Origin of the sequence: Marinobacter sp. KM021, from assembly GCF_050707965.1 — a bacterium.
GTDB classification, from domain to species: Bacteria; Pseudomonadota; Gammaproteobacteria; order Pseudomonadales; family Oleiphilaceae; genus Marinobacter; species Marinobacter shengliensis.
The window spans coordinates 1,977,816-1,996,405 of record NZ_CP136129.1 but is presented as its reverse complement, the minus strand read 5'-3'; the positions used below and the strand labels follow the sequence as shown (position 1 = coordinate 1,996,405).

Here is an 18,590-nt window from a genome sequence, read left to right as displayed (position 1 = left end):
ACTCAGGATGAGACCATGACCAGAAAGCTGTTGTTTATTGTATTGCTCTGTATGCCGCTGATTGGGCAAGCCGACCAACGGGTATGGTTTGCTGAAAATGGCGATTACTACGACCCTGCCAATCCCTGGCACCGGAAGGCGAGTTACCTTGAGCTGCCACTTCCCAAGGTGGATGAGTTTTATCAGGTCAAACTCTTCTACGCTGACGGCCAGGTTGCGCTGGAAGGCCTCTCACCCACGCCGGATTTTAACCGCAAGGACCTGTTGGGTGATGTGGTGGAATATTACGCTAATGGGCAGGTTTCAGTGCAGGCCAGTTACGTGGTTCGTGACCAGATCTGCGACTGCGGCAACAATTACCCGGTGCTCCACGGTGCCTACAAGGCTTATCACCCGAACGGCCAGCTTGAGCGCTCGCTTGATTATTATGGCGGCGGCATCGCCGATGGAGACTACACCGAATATGACGAGGCAGGCCGGGTAACCCGTCGCTATTCCATCCGGAATTATCGGCGCCATGGCGACTATGCCGAGTATAAAGATGGGCAGCTGACCAAAGAGGCCCACTACGTGAATGGTGCCAGGGAAGGGAATTACCGGGAGCTGGATGAACAGGGCCACCTGATCCGGAAAGCCACCTTCTTGGATGGCAAATATCAGGGGGTGCTGGAAACCTATCGAGATGGAATTCTGGCCAGTGAGGAGCATTACCACGAGGGTAACCGGCTGGGTTTGCAGAAAACCTACTACCCCGACGGCACACCCAAGCGTGTGTATATTGCCAGTAAGTTCCGGTCTCAGCCGGTGGGTGAAGATCTTTACTACCGAATGGACGGTAGTCTGTCTCGCAAGGTGATGCGCGTTCTGGATGACAACGGCCGGCTTGTTGAGTCCCGGGATGAGCAATATGGCGACGGTGAGCGGCTGGTCAAGCTTAAACACAAGGTGGGTGATTGGCAGCTTGAGGAAGAATACAGCGAGAGTGGTGAGCTCATCGCCCGGCGGGAGCAGGATGACAAAGGGCTACAGGGTCTGCTCCTGACCCGGCAATGGTCGACCCTGGTGCGGGAGCACTACAAGGACGGGGAAAAACATGGCGATTCCCTCCGGGAGGGCAGTGGTGGTGCCCGCGAGGAAGGGCGTTACGAGAATGGCCTGAAAACAGGCCCGTGGCTAACGCTACAGAGCGATGGCATAACCGAGAAAGTGAACTATCGTGCCGGCAAACGCCACGGTCGTTACGAGCGCTTTGACGAGACCGGAGAGCGCTCAGATATCATCCATTATGAAAATGGACAGAAACATGGACCGGCCGATTTCAGCGACGGATATGGCCATCGCGTGGTGGCTAACTTCTACAAAGACGAGCCGGATGGCGACTATCTGGAAACGACCGAAAACGGGCGTATCGTACGCCAGGGCAATTACCGGCTCGGGAAACCGGAAGGCGTTCACTACGAGTTCTCCAGCGTTGGCCAGATGTTGAAGAAACGCAGCTATCGCGACGGCGAGCCCCACGGGGAGTGGATTGAAGTGGGTTACGGCGGTATGTCTGTGATTCGCAAGCACTACGAAAATGGAACGCTCATCAGTGAGGGCGACATAACCCTGGACTCCCTGTCGACTTCGCGGGTGCGCTGATGAAAAAGCATGGTTTGAGGCTGTGCAGGAACACGGACGGTTTGAGGACAAAGGTATCATGTTGAAAATCCGCGCTATCGGAGTGTTTGCCGCAGGCCTGCTGGCGCTTGGGGTATTGGGTGGTTGCAGTAACAGTGACAATACGGATGCGTCTGGCGATGACCAGCGGGGTGCGTCTGATAGCGGGCTGGCTGCAACGTCCGAGGTGTTTCCTTCGCAGGTATTCATTGATCTTGATCGTGCGGGTTCCCGCATCGTGGCAGTGGGTGAATCTGGTGCGATTAGGGTTTCGGATGACAACGGTAGTTCCTGGCGAGTGGTCAGTTCCGGGGTGAATAGCACCCTGACCGCGGTTAGCTTTGTGTCTGATCAGACCGGTTGGGCCGTTGGCCATGATGGCACGGTGCTGCGAACGGATAGTGGGGGCGACACCTGGGAATCTCTTCATCTGGACCAGCAGATAGATTCTGATCAGGCGCTGATGGACGTGGCTTTCGATAGCCAGGGCCAGGGCATTATCGTTGGGCCCAACCGCTTTATTCTCACGACGCTTGATGGTGGTGAAAACTGGACGCGGGAGCGTCTGGCGGCGAGGTCTTACGGCTCAGACCTCAACGGAGTGGCCATTCTGGAGAGCGGGCATCAACTGATTATTACCGATGGCAGTGACATTCTTTCCCGTTCGGAGTGGGGCGCCGACTGGCAGGTGTTTCGTGAGGGGCACAAGCCACTATTGGGCGTAATAGGCTTAGGTGGTAGTGAGGCTCTGGCCTTTGGAGCAGAAGGCACGGTAATGCAGAGCCCTGACGGCGGAAAGAGCTGGAATAGCATCAAAAGCGCCAGCAAGGTGGGTTATTTCGGTGGGCGCCTTTTGTCTGACGGCAGTGTTATCCTGGTTGGAAGTGAGGGTATCGTGGCCCGGCGCGCTGCGGGCGGAGAGATGTTTTATCCGGAGCTTGATCTCCCGTTGGGGGCCCTGACTGGGGTCGCTGAGGGTGAGAACAACCGGTTGTTGCTGGCGGGTATTCAGGGAGTTGGGTATCGGCAGGACAATCAGTATTGGTTCCATGGTGTTGAGAATGGTGCGACCGGCCAGTTGATGGCGAGATCGTTACTGGGGCGGGTTGAGACATCGGCAGTATTGCAGCTTGCAGAATCGGGCAGTCGTTCTTACCAATGGCAGGAGTCAGGCAGGGCGGTTGAGTGGGTTGAGATATCTCTGTCTGCAGCGGGCGCCGGTGATGATGTACTGACTCCTGCCGTTTTTAACGGGATGGGAGAGTTTTTTCAGGAGATTCGATCAGACTCTGGTTTACCGTTAAAGGAACTCAGATCCGTATGGGATGACCGGTATTTCAGCTATCTGCTTCTGCAAGGCCCCTACGGTTATCTGCAAAGCTACCCGATGGTTCCGGACAAACCCGGATATAGCGAGGCGGAGCGGCCTTATCTGGAACGTCGGTTAAAGCAGGCCGCGCTGTTGGACAGTGTGGTCAGTTCTGACTACAGCACAGTGACCATTTTCGCGGATGTACCCTCTCATGTGGTTGCTGGGAGAGGGCGCGCAGATCAGGAGTCTATCCACGAGTTTCTGGCCGGCCTGACTGAAACACCGGAGGAGTCATCCCTGCCTTTCAATGTTTCCGGCATCGAGACCATTCGCCTCGAAGAGGTCGACCATGGCCCGAAGGTTGAAAACGGCGCCGATTCGAAGGAAACCAATGAAGAGCAGGGCGCGAACGAGCCTGGCGACTATCTCTATGTGATCAGCCGCAGCAAATCGTACGGTTGCGAGAAACCCCGGGTTCTGAAACTGGCAGACAGCCTTGCCGGATACCTCAAGAAAGAAGACGCGCCCGGGCCGGTATTGTCTGTAGCGGATCTGGCCAAGCTGAACCAGGTGAGCCGTAAGGATGAGAACTGGAAGTGGTATACAACGTCTGGGTACCGTAGCTATGGCAATGAGGTGTATCGGTTGTGGGAGCAATCCTATTGCCCTAATCCGCTGGCGATTGTGTTCGGACACCGAGGTGACGAAGAACAGGGTGAGGTACTTGAGGGGCTTCTGGAACAGTTTGGTGGCCAGGTGGGGTTGGATGACACCGCAGAGCAGCTTGAGATGAAAACCTACCGTGTTCGGCGGTCTGCCATCTGATCAGGAATTATGATTTTGTTGAGGAGTAGCGCAAGGAACGGTGGTTTGTAATCCACGACTGTGCGGTTATAATCGGTCGGGCTCAGGATGAGTCAGTTACAAACCACTATTCTTCAGGGACCGAAGTCATGCCCCAGGCAAGCGGATTGCAGTTCACCGCCCGTGTAGGCGAATTCCCCTCAGATCACTTTTCGGTAGTTGGCTTTAAGCTGGCCGAACAGCTGTCTTCCTTGTTTCATGGCCGGTTAGAACTGGCGAGCACCGACCCCGATGTGGCCGCTGCTGACGTTCTGGAACAGCCGGTGGACCTGGTTGTTTGGCAAGATGGCCAACCCCTGCGGCGCTTTGCCGGTGTGGTCAACGAATTCGTCCGCGGCAACACCGGCCACCGCCGCACCGCCTATGAAGTGGTCATCCAGCCCCCGGCCTGGCGCCTGGGCCTGATGCACAACAGCCGCATCTTCCAGACCCAGAGTACCGACGCCATCGTGCGCACCTTGCTCGAAGAGCGGGGCATTATTGATACGGTCTTTGACTTCAAACGCCCCCCTGAGGAACGGGAATACTGCGTCCAGCACCGGGAAAGCGACCTGCAGTTCATTGAACGACTGGCCGCCGAAGAAGGCTGGCACTACCGTTACCAGCACGGCAGCGTGGATGGCGAAGAACAACCGGCCCTGATCATCGCCGACCACCATGGCGACGCCCCCAAGCTGGACCCGGTGCCCTGCAACACCCAGGCCGGCGGCAGTAGCAAACAGGCTTGCGTGTTCAGCTTCGCCTACGAAGAACGCATCAAAGCCGCCTCCGTGGCCATGAAGGACTACACCTTCAAGAACCCCGCCTACGCCCTGATGCACGAGCACAGCGCGGGCGGTGTGAACCACCGAGAAGACTACCAACACTACGACTACCCCGGTCGCTACAAGGCCGACGCCAGTGGCCAGCCCTTCACCCAGGCCAGACTGGACGCCCTGAGAAACGACGCCTCCCTGGCCCAGGGCGAAAGCAACCGCCCGGACTTCACCCCCGGCGCCAAAGTGGAGCTGCAGGACCACGACAGCCAGAGCCTGAACCGGGAATGGCTGCTGACCGCCATCACCCACACCGGCAAACAGCCCCAGGCCATGGAAGAAGAGGGTGGCAGCGAACCCACCAGCTACCACAACGACTTCACCGCCATCCCGGCCGACAAAACCTGGCGGCCTCTGTGTGAACATAAACCCATGATGGACGGCCCCCAGATGGCCATCGTCACCGGCCCCGAGGGTGAAGAGATCCATTGCGACCAGTACGGCCGGGTGAAAGTAAGATTCCCGTGGGATCGCTACTCCAAGAACGACGAACACTCCAGCGCCTGGTTACGCGTAGCCCAGGGCTGGGCCGGCGGCCAGTACGGTTTCATGGCCTTGCCTAGAATCGGCAACGAAGTGATTGTTAGCTTCCTGGACGGCGACCCGGACCAGCCTATTATTACTGGCAGGACTTACCACGCCACCAACACACCGCCCTACGCGCTGCCGGAACACAAAACCCGGACCACATTAAAAACCAAAACCCACAAGGGTGAGGGCAGCAACGAACTGCGCTTTGAAGACGAAGCGGACCAGGAACAGATCTACGTCCACGCCCAGAAAGACCTGGACCTGCTGACGGAAAACAACCGCACCGAAGTCATCAAGAACGATAGCCACCTGACGGTGGACAACCACCAGTTCAGCCATGTGAAAGCGGCAGACCACTGCACCACCGATGGTGAAAGCCGAGTCTCCGTCGGCGCTGATTGCAGCCAGACCATCGCCGGCAGCTATCACCAGAAAACCGGCCACACCATGGCCTCGGAAGCTGGCACCGAAGTTCATCACAAAGCCGGCGCGAAAGTGGTGCTGGATGCCGGGGCGGAGCTGACGATTTCTGGTGGTGGTAGCTTTATCAAGCTGGACCCGAGCGGGGTTACCTTGGCTGGGCCGGGGATCAAGATAAATTCCGGGGGCAGCCCCGGGAGTGGTTCGGGGCAGGGGGCTGTGATGCCCGGGATGCCTACAGATCTGGAAGGCCATGTTCATCACACCGTGGAGCCTGACATGTTAGCGGAGGTTCCCCTAACTGCTCCCCAGTTAAACAACCTGAGGTCTGATGCGCCTTTCTGCGAGGAATGTGTTAAGTGCCGGGACGGAGTATGTGATGTCTGAAACGTCGGATTTTCGCACTCAATTAAAGATTATCGGCGAAAGGCATCACAGCGAGCGCTCCATTTTCCTTGTGCTGAGTGGGACCAGCGATGCTGCACCCGTACATCATTTTTACAAAGCCGACGGCATGACAGCTCGCCCTCTATTTCTCGGTACTCAGTACGCGAGCTGGCAGGAGGTGATGCCCTTTCTGGCACAGGTCAATAACACAAGCGCCTTTCTGGACTGGATAGATAAAACCGACAGTATTGATTGGGGTTGGGGTTTGGTGAGTGATGTGTCTTTTGACGAGGTCTTCTGCCATATTCGAAGTCTGACCAAGATATTCCTTCCTGAAGGACAAGAGGTGTTCTTCCGGTATTGGGCCCCGCGTTTTTGGGGGGCAATTCTCGAAAATGTTGACGAGATTTGTCGCGCACAATTAATGGGGCCGGCTGGTGCGGTAGTAATGCCTGATGGGCGCCGCTTACAGCACCCCGGCACTCCGGCGGTCGCTAAGCCAATGCCAGAGTTCCCATGGTTCTCTCTACCAGCGGCAACTCTGACGAAGATTGCATCTCTCTGTTGGGATCAGTTGGTGGACAACACAATCTCCGTGCTAGGCGAAAAGAAACCATCTGCGTTGAGTCGCTATCCCTCACCGATCGCACGACAGAAAGTTGAGCGTCAATTGAGGCGGCTCGCCGCTGGAGAAGTGCTTACGGAACTCTCTCCGGAACAAGTCCAAACCATACACCAAGCTCTGATGCACGAGGCATTGCAGGGAGCGCACTGATGAGGATGAATCAATGAGCGAGTCAGGGACGGCTCTTTCGACTTCAGAACAGACTTCCGGTGCACTTCCGGATATCAATGCCATTACCCGTGAACTCAGGGAATCACTAGCGTCAACATTTGACGACTGGCGGGAGGGCTGGTTCTCGTCGATCTTCATGGGGACTGAGCAAGTTCTCGAGGTTAATGGTGAGGCCGAGCGCGAGGGCGTCGATGAGAACAAGGTCGTTTCCTCTGCGGTGGCACCCTGCGAAGAAACCCGAAAAATCAAGATTGTCCACTTTCATGAGAATGTGAGCAAGACCCCAATACCCTATACGAGTTTTCAGATTCAGGAGAAGACCGGCTGGTTTTTTAAGAGTTGGGATACGATCCACAGCGGCACCACGGATGAGAATGGGTTGGCCGAAGTTCCGGTTACGCCTGGTAAGGAATACCGAGTGGTAATGTCACCGGACGTTACTCAGGCTGATATGGATGCTCTCTATGAAACCTATGAAGGTTTTATCGATCGCTGTTGTACCCTGCTCGAGAATACCTGGCAGAACGGTGCCCGGCAGGAGTGGGACCGTTACCTGACGATGAGCTCCGTTGAGCAGTCGCTGGCGACCTATGGGAGATTTCAGCAGGGTATTTCAGACGGTTTTATAGGCGTGCTGGATGATATTCGAAGAATCTACGATGTGATCTGCGGTCTGCTTGATCATGACTTCAGTAATCTGCCCGAGGATATTCGGGACCAGCTGGAAACCCTGAAAAAAGCAGATGAGGCCTATCTAAAGGCTTGCTTGGTGGCCAACGACGAGATCTTCCTGTTTCTGGTGATGTATACGGTACGCCAGTATTTTCGGTTGTTGGCACCCACCCAGGTGGCGGAAGTCTCAGGCGAGCTTGTAGGGCAGATTCTTTTTGACGTGGTTGTAGGTCTGATTATTACTGGGGGTGCCGGCCTGGCGGCGAAATATGGTGCTCGAATTGGTAGTAAAGCGGCTGCAAGCGCAATGGATGTGGCAGGCAGTGCTCGAACCAGTAAAAACATTCTTGGTGAATTTCTCGGTCAGTTTGCCCGGGAGTTTCAGGACTTCATGGAAAACATTGGTACCAACCACCGAGCGATCCAGGTTGCCGGAGGCAGTCGTCTGGATGCATCTGGCACCCAGCGTGGGGCAGAGGTTCGTAACAGAAACCAGGTTTACAGCCAGATTGCTGACGATGACCAGGTAACGAATTTGCAGTCCAGTGGTCGAAATCATGCAGCGACCAGTGAAAGCAGTAACCCACCACCCCGCGACGAACGTTCGTCATCTGAAACCGACCAGGGGCGCGCAACTCAGGAGAACAACTCCACAGAAAAGGTCGCTGACCCGATCAGTACAGTCACCGGTGAAGAGGTACTAGAACTCACAGACGCGCGACTACCCGGAACACTGCAGTTCGAATTTAAGCGCGTGTACCGGTCCGGAAGCAGTGATCGACGCTTCGACATGGGCTATGGCTGGCGCCATAGCCTGAATCACGCCCTGACTTTCGACGATGGTGGCATCACCTGGCATGACCACGAGGGCAAAAACACCCGCCTTCCGGAATTGGAGAGCGCACCTTTCGGTATCAATTCCCGAGCTGGCATGGCGGCCTGGCGGGACGGCGAAGAGGTTGTTGTCTGCGCGGGTGAAAAATCGCTTCGCTATCACTTTCTCCGATCGGGAAGCTCGGGCCAGCTTGTCCGGATGTCCGATCGATATGGCAATACGCTCAAGGTTAGCTACAACCTGCACGGCCAGCTTGAGCGCCTGAGCAACGACTCGGGCAATGCGCTGGCATTTGATTTCGAGGGTAGCCGCCTCACATCGGTTCGCCTGTTGCGCAGGGAGCTGACCGATACTGGCTACCAGTGGCACTCACTGCGGACTGAGCGCAGCTACACCTACGACGACAGCGATGACCTGATCGGCGCTGAGGACGCTGAGGGCGGCATTGAGCGTTATGGCTATGAAAACCATATGCTTACTCACCGGCAACTTGCTGGCGGTTACAGCTTCTATCTCGCGTGGGACGAAAACCTGCCAACCGGCCGCTGTGTTCATCAGTGGGGGGATAGTGCCCAGGTCGATACCCGCTTTGAGTGGGATGATGAAAACCACACCTGTACCGTTAGCTACGTCGATGGTAGCCGGGAAATCTGGCGTTACGATGGCACTGCACAACTGCAGGAGAAAGTAGACCCGGACGGCGCCAAACACCAGAGTGAATACGACGAACAGGGGCGGTTAAAAGTCTCCATCGACCCCATGGGGGCCCGGACAGAATACCAGTACGACAAGAGTGGGCGACTCCAGAGCAAAACCGGCCCGGACGGCCAGCCCATTTTGTTCACCTATCGAAAGGGGCGCATTGCTGAAATTCATCGCAATGGCCAGACCTGGAAGTTTGATTATACCCAGCACGGTGACCTGGCCTGCGAAGCCGATCCAAAAGGACGAATTACGCGGTACACCTACAGCCCACATGGTCAGCTCACGCAGGTTAATCTGCCGGACGGTCGTGCCCACAAGTGGGGCTGGAACAGCCAGGGTCAGCTCATTGAGGAAACCACCCCCACCGGGGCGTTCAACCAATACCGCTACGATGAGTTTGGCCAGCTTCTGGCCAAAAAAGACGCCCGGGGTGCCATCACCCGATACCGGTACGATGGCCTTGGACGAGTTATAGAGGAAATACTCTCAGGCAACCGATCTCGTCATTATCAGTACAATGCGTACAACAAGGTCACCCGTTTCATTGACGAGCAAGGGCGGGAAACCCGTTACGAGTATGACAACAACCTTCACCTGCTTACTCGTCGCATCAACCCGGACGGCAGCGAGCTTCGTTACCGTTATGATCATCACCGATTTCTGCTGACTCACATCGAAAATGAGCGGGGTGAAGCCTACCGCATCGACTATTACCCGAACGGGTTGGTCAAACAGGAGACCGCTTTTGATGGCCATCGCACCGCTTACCAGTATGACCTGAATGGCCATCTGACGGAGAAGGCTGAGTACGGCACTTCCAGTGAGGTCCTGCAAACCACTACCTATGAGCGGGATGAACTCGGCCAGTTGCTGAAGAAGACACTACCCGATGGCCGCGAGATTCAGTACGGCTATAACGCGGACGGCAAACTGATCGGGGTTGATGATGGCCACTGGCCGTTGGCTTTCGAGTACGACGAATTCGGTTTGTTGAAAACCGAACATCAGGGCTGGGCCAGCCTCCGTTACCGTTATGATGAATTTGATCGCCTGAACGAACTGGTGCTGCCGGACGGCCAGGCGCTGGCTTACCATCGGGACGCAGCCGGGTTGTTGTCAGGCATCGATCTGAATGGCCAACCGCTGACCCGCCACCGAATGGCGTCCACCGGCGAGGAAATCGAACGGCAACAAGGTGATCTGCTGAGTGCCTATGTCTATGACGACGAAGGCCGCTTGACCCAGCACCGGATTCATCAGGGCCGCCTCAAAGACATCAGCGCCCAGCGCGACTACCAGTATGATCCCAACGGCAACCTCAAGAGCATCAAGGACAGCCGCAAAGGGCTCAGGCAATACGTCTACGACCCGATGGATCGTTTGGTGGGCGTGCGAGGCGATCTCTATGAACAACTCATACACGACCCGGCTGGCAACCTCCTGGAGCAAAACCTCGGGGCTTCAAGCGGTCAATCTGCCAATGTGCACGGTAACCGGCTTACCATGCATGGCGACAGCCACTACGAGTACGACGAATTCGGCAACCTGATTGAGGAACGTCGAGGTAAAGGCCAGAAACTGGTCACCCGGTATACCTACGACTGCGAGCACCGGCTCACGAGCGTCACCACACCGGATGGCAGCACCTGGCACTACGAATACGACGCCTTCGGCCGCCGTATCGCCAAAACCAACGGCCTGACACGAACCGAATTTCTCTGGCAGGGCGACCGCCTCATTGCTGAAGAAACCGGGAATCAGTACCGCACCTATTTATACGAGCCTGACAGCTTCAAACCCCTGGCGCTGGTAGATGGCCACGGCACGGAACAAGCTGAAGTCTATTATTACCACCTGGACCATTTGGGCACGCCCCAGGAACTGACCAACCAGCAGGGCGAACTCGTCTGGTCGGTGACCTACCGCGCCTACGGTAATGTGGTTCAGCAACAAGTCGCAGAAATCGACAACCCGCTCCGCTTCCAGGGCCAGTACCACGACCCGGAAACCGGTCTGCATTACAACCGCCACCGGTACTACAACCCTAATAGTGGGCGATTCATTACGCCGGACCCGATTGGGCTTGCGGGTGGATTGAACAACTACCAGTATGTACCTAATCCTACGGGTTGGGTGGACCCTCTTGGGTTGACCGCCCAAGAGAAACGTTCGCCTGATGTTTCCATAAACACTGAACTTCAGGCTAGTCTTCGTTCTCTGCCTGCGGGCAGCTATAGGGTGATAAATCAAGTTGACACGCCCGAAAAACTGGGGTTTGCGAACAATAAGGCGCTTGAAATCGAATTGCTGCAGGACGTCGATGGAGTAAGATTCTATGGAGGCGATGCAGCAAAAGAAGGTGCTTTCGTTGCCGTAGGAAAAATTCCTAATAATTTACAGCATGCACGTCAGCATTTGGCGCTTAGTCCATTCTATGATGCTTCTGGCCGCTCCGTGTATAACACAATGGATAATCTGGTAGATGTTCGGATTCAAAAAGCAGCGAAAGTTTTGGTTGGCGAGGTGGCACCTCAGAAATCCAGGGCCGGCAGGCTTTACTCCGGAGGTGGAACGCAGATCCTAACCCAGCACTGGCTGCCAGAAAATTCGGGGAAAGTAATTTATATGAAGTCTGAAAAGGTGCGCTAGTGGATATGAAAACTGTGCAGTTTGTTGCCGAAAAGCAGGATAAAAAATTCTGCTTTATTTTCCAAGATGAAGAAAAGCAAGACTACTATCTTGATGAGGACGTATGCCCCGTTTCCGGCTTAAGTCCTTTAATTTATGACCAATTGGCTAAGGACCGTTCTTTTTCGATTAGGTTCCGGGAAAGGAGCGGTGCTCGCTATATAGTTAGTATTGCCCTAGTGGATTAGAGAGCCGCCAAATAATTCAGCCAGACCTCTTTGAATCGGGTCGAGCCATCGATGGAAGAATACCGTAAGCAACGGCCTGCCGGCGCTTAGCCGATTGGATATTACAAGGATAGTAAATTATGGATCGTCAAATAGAAGATCTCATGAAGCAAGGCTTAACTCGAAGTGAAATCTTCGAACAGCTCAAAAAGCAGTCGAGCAATCAAATGCGCCTGGCTAACAAGATTGCAACGTTCGAGCATGGCTCACCCTCTACGCAAACCGTCCTGCTGAACCGAGTTCTCATGGTGCTCTGCCTGCTCCAGGCATGTTTCGGGATCTGGGTGATCCACTCCAATGTGGTACCGATGGATGAGGAGTTCGGCTGGCAGGGCATTGTCGCAACGTTCATTTTGACGATTTTCTATTTCGTCGGCCTGTTCAGAAAGTCCTTCTGTAGTGGTCAACTAATCCCGGACAGTATTTTAAGATTTTCCTCAGCTGCAACAGGCGAAATGCCGCCGTTGAATGCGTGAGGCCGCTGCCGGTTGTAGTAGTCCATCAGATAGCCACCAACATCTCTTTTTGCCTCAGGCAGATTTCGATAACCCAGGGCCGGTATCCACTCAGATTTCAGGCTTCGGAACAGTCGCTCCATCGGAGCGTTGTCCCAGCAGTTGCCACGCCGGCTCATGCTTTGTGTCATTCGATAGCGCCAGAGCCTCTGACGGAACTTGCGACTGGCGTACTGACTGCCCTGATCCGAGTGGAACATGACTTTCTCTGGCTGACCACGCTGTTCCCAGGCGTGATCCAGAGCTTTTACAACCAGGTCCGCATCCGGACTGGATGACATTGCCCAGCCAACAACTCGCCGGGCATATAGGTCCAGCACCACAGCCAGATAGCTCCATCGCTGGCCGCTCCAGATGTAGGTGATGTCACCACACCAGACTTGGTTAGGCCGTTCTACTGCAAACTCCCGGTCCAGATGGTTCGGGATATCTGGTCGTTCAACGGTAGCCTGCTTGTAGGCATGAGGGCCTGGCTGCTTACAGATCAGCCCCAACTCGCTCATCAGTCGTCGAACTTTAAAGCGACCAACGACAACGCCTTCCTCGCGGAGCAAGCCTTTGATTGTACGACTGCCGGCAGAGCTGCGGCTCTTGGTAAACAGGCGGTTTACCTGAGCCCTCAGGGCCAGGCGCTCCACATCTACACGGTTCCGCCGTTGGCGGTACTCGTAATAGCTGGAACGACTGATATCAAACGCTTCACAGACCAGTTCAATTGGCTCCTGCTCCCCCAACCGGTCTATCAGCGCGTACGATTCATCTCGTCCGACATCAAGAGAGCTGTAGCCTTTTTTAATATTTCTTTCTCTCGCTCCAGGCGATTGCAACGGGCTTCCAGCTCCTGAATACGTCGCTGCTCCGGGGTTAACGCCTTGCCTTTCGGAGTGACGCCCTTACGCTCGTCCGTCAGTTGTTGAACCCAACGCCGAACAGCGCTTTCACCAATTCCCAGAGACACGCTGGCCTGCGGAATCGTGTAACCTTGATCCAGCACCAAGCTGGCTGCTTCCTGTTTGAACTCAGGAGAAAAAGAACGTCGCTTTCTGGTCATCAGACACCTCGTTTATGGTGGCGATCTTACCACCTACGTTGGTGTCCGGAATCATTGAACCACTACAATCAAGGTTCGCCTATTCCCTCACATGGGGTTTATGGATGTGAGGAAGGATGAGAGTGGGACCTATATCTTCGAGTAATCGCTTCGATGAGCTCCGCAATAGCCAGAGTGGAGTAGTAACCAAGAGCCGTTACCATTGGAACGTTTTGTACGTGGTTTTTAAAGAGGTTGCGCTTTGAGTCAGGATGGTAACGAAGAGACCTATGAGAACGCGGGAAGGTTGGAGAATCAGCTTCCTCCTACTCCTGAAGCCGTGAAAAACAGACAACGCCTTGGTCAGGATTTGCAACCGGTTGGTGATTACGCTGGTATCGAGCCCTACTACCGGGTTTGTGAGGATGAGGGGGCTGTTCAACATCAGGATAAGAGTGACCCAGAGGTTTTTCATTCTGATGATTGGAGGTGGAATCAGCGTCGAATTCGTTTTCTCAGTGGCAAGGCATTCGTTGGTCTTTCTGCTTTACTGTTACTAGTACCTTACGCTTGGGGCGGTCTAGTGCTCGTCGGTGGTGGGGTGTCGTCGATCTATTTAGCTAATTTAGGAGGCTGTAAACCAAATTGTGTAACTGCTCACGACTGAGTAATCTTTTCAAAAGGATACCATCGTGGGTACACAAGTGGACCAAGAAAAACTCAAAGCTATGGCCGCCGAGCTGGCCAAGGACATCAAGTCTGAAAAAGATCTCGGAGCCCTCACTCAGCAACTGGTCAAACTGACGGTCGAGACCGCCCTCAATGCCGAACTGGACGAGCATCTCGGATACGAGAAGCATGCGCCTGAAGGCCGTGGCACCGGCAACAGTCGAAATGGCTATACCGCCAAGCGCCTGAAGGGCCAGCACGGAGATGTGCCGATAGAGGCTCCCCGTGACCGTGATGGCTCTTTCGAACCTCAGTTCGTCCGCAAGGGCCAGTCCCGCCTGACCCAGATGGATGACCAGATCCTGGCGCTATACGCCAAGGGCCTGAGCACCCGGGATATCGTGGACGCCTTCAAGGAGATGTATGACGCCGACATCTCGGCCACTCTGGTGTCCAAGGTGACGGAGCGGGTGATCGAGCAGGTTCAGGAGTGGCAGAACCGTCCGCTGGATCCGATCTATCCCATCGTCTATCTGGACTGCATCGTGCTGAAAATTCGTCAGGACAAGAGGGTGATCAACAAGTCCCTATACCTGGCCCTGGGCATCAACATGGAAGGCCAGAAGGAGCTGCTAGGCCTCTGGCTGGCCGAGACCGAAGGCGCGAAGTTCTGGTTGTCGGTACTGACGGAACTGAAGAACCGTGGTCTGGAGGACATCCTGATCGCCTGCGTGGACGGCCTCAAGGGCTTCCCGGATGCTATTGCTGCTGAGTACCCTCAGACCAAGGTGCAGCTGTGCATCGTGCACATGGTTCGCAACTCGCTGCGCTACGTGTCCTGGAAGGACTATAAGGCCGTGACGGCCGATCTGAAGCAGATCTACCAGTCTGCCTCGGAACACGAAGCCCGGCAGGCGTTGGAGGCCTTCGGAGAACGCTGGGACGGTCAGTACCCACAGATCTCCCGATCCTGGCACAGCCATTGGGACAACCTGATCACCATCTTCGAGTATCCTCCGGCCATCCGAAAAGTGATCTACACCACCAATGCCATTGAGTCGCTGAACAGCGTCATCCGCAAAGCCACCAAGCGCCGTAAGCTGTTCCCCAGCGATGACTCGGCACTGAAAGTGGCCTTCCTGGCGATCCAGCAGGCCTCAAAGAAATGGACGATGCCGATCCGTGATTGGAAGCCGGCATTGAATCGCTTTATTATCGAATTCGGTGACCGTCTGGACGGTCACCTGTAATGGGATGGGCAGTTACACAGATTTATTTACAGGCTCTAATTTAGTCGAATTCCCGAAGTTACTGAAGTTCGTGTTAATTCTTCTAGCTGGCTTTGGATGGATAGCGGCTTCTCTCTTCATCCTTGTAAAAACCATGCCCTGGGTCATGGGCGCTTTCGCCCTGCTACTCAGACCCTTTGACAAACTCCTCAGCAAGCTCCTGAATCGAGGCCTCGAAGCCGGAGAAAGCTACTTCAGTCGTGAAACCGGTGAAGTGAGCTTTGCAATGTCGGGCGGCAAGAAACTGAAAGCCCCTTTTGAGGAGTTCGATGCCTACGTGGAGCGAGTCATTGAAGCCGGCGGTGTCTTTTATCGTCTGATGTTTGTGCATCGCTATACCGCCAAACAATTCAGCCAGACGTCCCTGGGCCGGGTCGAGCCCTCGAAAGAAGAGGTGATGGCGCTTTGGGACATGCTTCAACGCTACATGGATACCTCCCAGCCCTTGCCGGATGTGCCAAGGCTGGAACCGTTCCGGCATCTGGATCCGGTCACTGCGGAGCATGACGAGCGTACCGGGCGTAATCCTCGGTTCTGGCGAGACTTGGATCTGGAAGCCTGGAAAAAAGGCGAGGGTGCTGAGTGGTTGAGGCGCCAGGTGGAGTATCCGTGGGATAAGCGCCGTTGCAAACTTACGCCGCAACTGGGCAAGATATCGATGGAAGAATACCGCAAACTACGACCGGCCGAGGCCTGGCCAATTTGATGTTGCAAAATGCAATGCCTGTAGTAATCTGTACGCATGGTTGCAGCAATCATTTCAGGAGGGCACCATGGCAACTGCAATTCGAATCGATGACAAACTGATCCGGGAGGCGGCTGCAGAGGCTCAGGTTCAACGTCGTTCTACGCCCAAACAGATCGAATACTGGGCGGAGATTGGCAGGATTGTCGCTGGCGAAGTCTCGGCTGAGGATCTGATGTCCATTGCGCAGGGCAATCGTCGGGTAAAGGTGGAGCCGTTAGTTCCGGAGCCGGTATCCGGTGATGAATTATGGGCTGAGGTGGATGCTGCTCGTGATTCCGGTGAGCTTGCTAAGACTATTGCTAATAATCGTGTTGTCTATCAGCGTTCACCAAACAAACCGGGATATCTGCAGGCTATCCATCCTGATGGTACCCGGCAAACCGGTGTTTTCAGAAACGGAGTTTTTGAGGCGCTGAATGATCGAGACAACGCAGCCTGAACTTTGGATATTGGTCGGCGGCAATGGGGCCGGCAAGTCGACTTTTTATGAAAAATTTCTGGCTCGCCGAAATTTTCCGTTTATCAACGCAGATAACATTGCCAGGAGCCTCTGGCCGGATGAGCCAGAGAAACACAGCTATGCGGCGGCTTTAATTGCCGAAAAGGAAAGATTTCGTTTTCTGGAGGAGGGCAGCAGCTTTTGCTTTGAAACAGTGTTTTCTCATCCATCGAAGCTGGACTTTCTGGGTGCTGCCAAAGCGGCGGGCTTTCGAATCCGAATGGTTTACTTCCACCTCGATTTTGTGGCGCTGAACAAGGCTCGGGTGTCCTCTCGGGTAAAGGCGGGAGGGCATGGAGTTCCTGAGAAGAAGATCGAAGATCGCATCCCTCGTACCATGCAGAATGTGAAGGCAAGCATTGGCTTGGTAGACGAACTTTATCTTGTTGACAACTCCAGTGCCGAGAAGCCGTTTTTGCGAGTGGCCGAGCAACGTGGGGCAGAGTGGGTGCTGCATCAGGACGTCTTGCCGGAGTGGGCTGAGGTTTTTATCAGGATGTAGTTCCGTCATACGTTACTCTTGGGCGTCAAGCAGGCCACTCCCCCGGCACCACAAACCTCCGCTCCCTCTCAACCCAACACCCAATCCCTGGCTGCCACTCCACCCGCGCAAACAACACCGGCACGCCCTGGGCCTCCACAAATGCCACTGCCTCCCGCGCCGCCTCAATATCAGGCTGGGCACCCTGCCTCCAAGGCCCAATCCAATGCGGCTTTTTCAACGGCACCCAGCCGGTCAGATCGGTGTTCTCCAAATCGCGGGTATAGCACCATCGCCCCTGCCCATGGCCCGCCGGTACGTAGTCCGGAAGTGCCACTTCGTCATCGGGATAGAACAGATAGCCCGGCAAAAACACTCGCGGAATAATCGGTTCTGAAAGCCCCAGATCTGCTAACAGCGCCTGCGCTTCCTCCCGCTGTGCCATGAGGCTCTGGTGGCTGAGCATTCGGTCTACTTTCAGGTCCAGGCGGTCCTTGGCGTTTGGCCCGTACCACTTGGTAATGTCGGGGCCTTCGTTGACGCCCAGATAGTATTTGATGGCAATTTCATGGTGTTCCAGGCACTGGGTGTTTGGGTTTCGCACCAGAAAATCCAGCTCGCCGATGGTTCGGTTGCCGGCCTTGATCTGCTGGTTTTTTAGCAGCAGTTCCCAACCCAGCAGATCGAACAGGAGCACTTCATACAAACGCTCAAAGTAATGACCAAGGCGGCGCTCGGTAGTGGCCGCGAGTCTTGCTGGCATGGTGTCCGGGTGCTTGTCCCAGTGCTTGAGCGTGTCGCGGTAATCATCGGGCAGCCACTGCAGTGGCTCAAAGCTCACGGGGGCGGCCAGGAGTTGCGGTGCGGTGCACAGCCAGGCGAGGTGCCGGATGGCCGGTATCTGCAGGTTGAGCAGGGTTTCGGTTTCTGCGTTTGTCGTCATGGCCTGAGAATAACGTAAACTGAGCGTGTTTGAGAGTCACGAAACCACAGGAGCCCTATATGCAATACCTGCACACGATGATTCGGGTCAGCAATCTGGATGGCACACTCCATTTCTTCTGCGACCTGCTGGGTATGGTGGAGATTTCTCGTAAAGACAGTGAGAAAGGCCGTTTTACCCTGGTGTTCCTGGCAGCTCCGGAAGACGAAGCCCGTGCCCGTGAAGACAGGGCGCCGATGATTGAGCTTACCCATAACTGGGACCCTGAGGAGTACACTGGCGGCCGCAACTTCGGGCACCTGGCATTCCGGGTGGACAACATTTATGCGCTGTGCGAAAGGCTCCAGGCCAACGGCGTTACCATCAATCGTCCGCCTCGGGATGGCCATATGGCCTTTATTCGAACGCCGGATAATATCTCGATTGAACTGCTGCAGAAGGGCGATGCGCTGCCGGCGCAGGAGCCCTGGGCCAGTATGGAAAACACCGGTACCTGGTGAAGCCA

Annotated in this window: 15 protein-coding genes; 13 read left to right on the top strand and 2 right to left on the bottom strand. The window is 55.2% G+C overall.

Annotated features, from left to right (window positions below):
* The first annotated feature begins 15 nt into the window (after positions 1–15).
* The 7 genes from RVM24_RS09420 to RVM24_RS09390 all read left to right on the top strand — a co-directional run bounded on the left by RVM24_RS09420 (position 16) and on the right by RVM24_RS09390 (position 12,387).
* Entirely contained in the window at positions 16–1,641 is a 1,626-nt protein-coding gene (locus RVM24_RS09420) for a toxin-antitoxin system YwqK family antitoxin (protein ID WP_431475286.1), read from the top strand.
* 58 nt (positions 1,642–1,699) lie between these two features.
* Complete coding sequence (locus RVM24_RS09415) at positions 1,700–3,796, top strand: YCF48-related protein (protein WP_431475285.1); 2,097 nt, start codon at positions 1,700–1,702, stop codon at positions 3,794–3,796.
* Positions 3,797–3,924: 128 nt separating this feature from the next.
* Positions 3,925–5,988 carry a type VI secretion system Vgr family protein gene (locus RVM24_RS09410; protein WP_431475284.1) on the top strand — a complete coding sequence of 688 codons (2,064 nt, stop codon included), beginning with the start codon at positions 3,925–3,927 and terminating at the stop codon, positions 5,986–5,988.
* Entirely contained in the window at positions 5,981–6,763 is a 783-nt protein-coding gene (locus RVM24_RS09405) for a DUF4123 domain-containing protein (protein WP_431475283.1), read from the top strand. Before RVM24_RS09410 ends, RVM24_RS09405 begins: the two co-directional genes overlap by 8 nt.
* A 13-nt stretch (positions 6,764–6,776) precedes the next feature.
* A complete protein-coding gene (locus RVM24_RS09400; protein ID WP_431475282.1) occupies positions 6,777–11,645 on the top strand; it encodes an RHS repeat-associated core domain-containing protein in 4,869 nt (1,622 codons plus the stop codon).
* Between the two features lie 5 nt (positions 11,646–11,650).
* Positions 11,651–11,872, top strand: a complete 222-nt coding sequence (locus tag RVM24_RS09395; RefSeq protein ID WP_431475281.1) for a hypothetical protein — start codon at positions 11,651–11,653, stop codon at positions 11,870–11,872.
* Between the two features lie 119 nt (positions 11,873–11,991).
* Complete coding sequence (locus RVM24_RS09390; protein WP_431475280.1) at positions 11,992–12,387, top strand: hypothetical protein; 396 nt, start codon at positions 11,992–11,994, stop codon at positions 12,385–12,387.
* Here RVM24_RS09390 and RVM24_RS09385 read toward each other — a convergent pair.
* Positions 12,315–13,477, bottom strand: a protein-coding gene (locus tag RVM24_RS09385) for an IS3 family transposase (protein WP_431475208.1) whose coding sequence is annotated in 2 segments (ribosomal slippage) — positions 12,315–13,222 and positions 13,222–13,477 — 1,164 coding nt in all. Because the reading frame shifts where the segments join, the coding sequence is not laid out codon by codon here. The two genes, RVM24_RS09390 and RVM24_RS09385, sit on opposite strands and share 73 nt — an antisense overlap.
* Positions 13,478–13,718: 241 nt before the next feature.
* On the opposite strand from RVM24_RS09385, the gene RVM24_RS09380 reads away from it, so the two are divergent.
* The 5 genes from RVM24_RS09380 to RVM24_RS09360 all read left to right on the top strand — a co-directional run bounded on the left by RVM24_RS09380 (position 13,719) and on the right by RVM24_RS09360 (position 17,163).
* Positions 13,719–14,123, top strand: coding sequence for a hypothetical protein (locus RVM24_RS09380; RefSeq protein ID WP_431475279.1), 405 nt, complete (start codon positions 13,719–13,721; stop codon positions 14,121–14,123).
* A gap of 37 nt (positions 14,124–14,160) precedes the next feature.
* The gene (locus RVM24_RS09375) at positions 14,161–15,375 is read left to right on the top strand and encodes an IS256 family transposase (protein ID WP_431475389.1); all 1,215 of its coding nucleotides are present in this window, start codon (positions 14,161–14,163) and stop codon (positions 15,373–15,375) included.
* A gap of 133 nt (positions 15,376–15,508) precedes the next feature.
* Positions 15,509–16,120, top strand: a complete 612-nt coding sequence (locus tag RVM24_RS09370) for a hypothetical protein (RefSeq protein WP_431475278.1) — start codon at positions 15,509–15,511, stop codon at positions 16,118–16,120.
* A gap of 67 nt (positions 16,121–16,187) precedes the next feature.
* Positions 16,188–16,601 (top strand): TA system antitoxin ParD family protein, encoded by a 414-nt coding sequence (locus RVM24_RS09365; protein WP_431475277.1) that lies wholly within the window; start codon positions 16,188–16,190, stop codon positions 16,599–16,601.
* Positions 16,579–17,163, top strand: a complete 585-nt coding sequence (locus RVM24_RS09360) for an AAA family ATPase (protein WP_286921959.1) — start codon at positions 16,579–16,581, stop codon at positions 17,161–17,163. The genes RVM24_RS09365 and RVM24_RS09360 overlap by 23 nt, the downstream gene beginning before the upstream one ends.
* Before the next feature lie 25 nt (positions 17,164–17,188).
* Here RVM24_RS09360 and RVM24_RS09355 read toward each other — a convergent pair whose 3' ends face one another.
* Positions 17,189–18,085, bottom strand: coding sequence for a DUF1853 family protein (locus RVM24_RS09355; RefSeq protein WP_286921960.1), 897 nt, complete (start codon positions 18,083–18,085; stop codon positions 17,189–17,191).
* A gap of 59 nt (positions 18,086–18,144) precedes the next feature.
* Between RVM24_RS09355 and RVM24_RS09350 the strand changes: the two genes are divergently transcribed.
* The gene (locus tag RVM24_RS09350) at positions 18,145–18,585 is read left to right on the top strand and encodes a VOC family protein (RefSeq protein ID WP_286921961.1); all 441 of its coding nucleotides are present in this window, start codon (positions 18,145–18,147) and stop codon (positions 18,583–18,585) included.
* Positions 18,586–18,590: the final 5 nt, after the last annotated feature.

Coding starts and splice junctions, on each gene's coding strand:
- RVM24_RS09420 (WP_431475286.1), top strand. CDS start 16: ATGACCAGAAAGCTGTTGTTTATTGTATTGCTCTGTATGCCGCTGATT.
- RVM24_RS09415 (WP_431475285.1), top strand. CDS start 1,700: ATGTTGAAAATCCGCGCTATCGGAGTGTTTGCCGCAGGCCTGCTGGCG.
- RVM24_RS09410 (WP_431475284.1), top strand. CDS start 3,925: ATGCCCCAGGCAAGCGGATTGCAGTTCACCGCCCGTGTAGGCGAATTC.
- RVM24_RS09405 (WP_431475283.1), top strand. CDS start 5,981: ATGTCTGAAACGTCGGATTTTCGCACTCAATTAAAGATTATCGGCGAA.
- RVM24_RS09400 (WP_431475282.1), top strand. CDS start 6,777: ATGAGCGAGTCAGGGACGGCTCTTTCGACTTCAGAACAGACTTCCGGT.
- RVM24_RS09395 (WP_431475281.1), top strand. CDS start 11,651: ATGAAAACTGTGCAGTTTGTTGCCGAAAAGCAGGATAAAAAATTCTGC.
- RVM24_RS09390 (WP_431475280.1), top strand. CDS start 11,992: ATGGATCGTCAAATAGAAGATCTCATGAAGCAAGGCTTAACTCGAAGT.
- RVM24_RS09370 (WP_431475278.1), top strand. CDS start 15,509: ATGCCCTGGGTCATGGGCGCTTTCGCCCTGCTACTCAGACCCTTTGAC.
- RVM24_RS09365 (WP_431475277.1), top strand. CDS start 16,188: ATGGCAACTGCAATTCGAATCGATGACAAACTGATCCGGGAGGCGGCT.
- RVM24_RS09360 (WP_286921959.1), top strand. CDS start 16,579: ATGATCGAGACAACGCAGCCTGAACTTTGGATATTGGTCGGCGGCAAT.
- RVM24_RS09355 (WP_286921960.1), bottom strand. CDS start 18,085: ATGACGACAAACGCAGAAACCGAAACCCTGCTCAACCTGCAGATACCG.
- RVM24_RS09350 (WP_286921961.1), top strand. CDS start 18,145: ATGCAATACCTGCACACGATGATTCGGGTCAGCAATCTGGATGGCACA.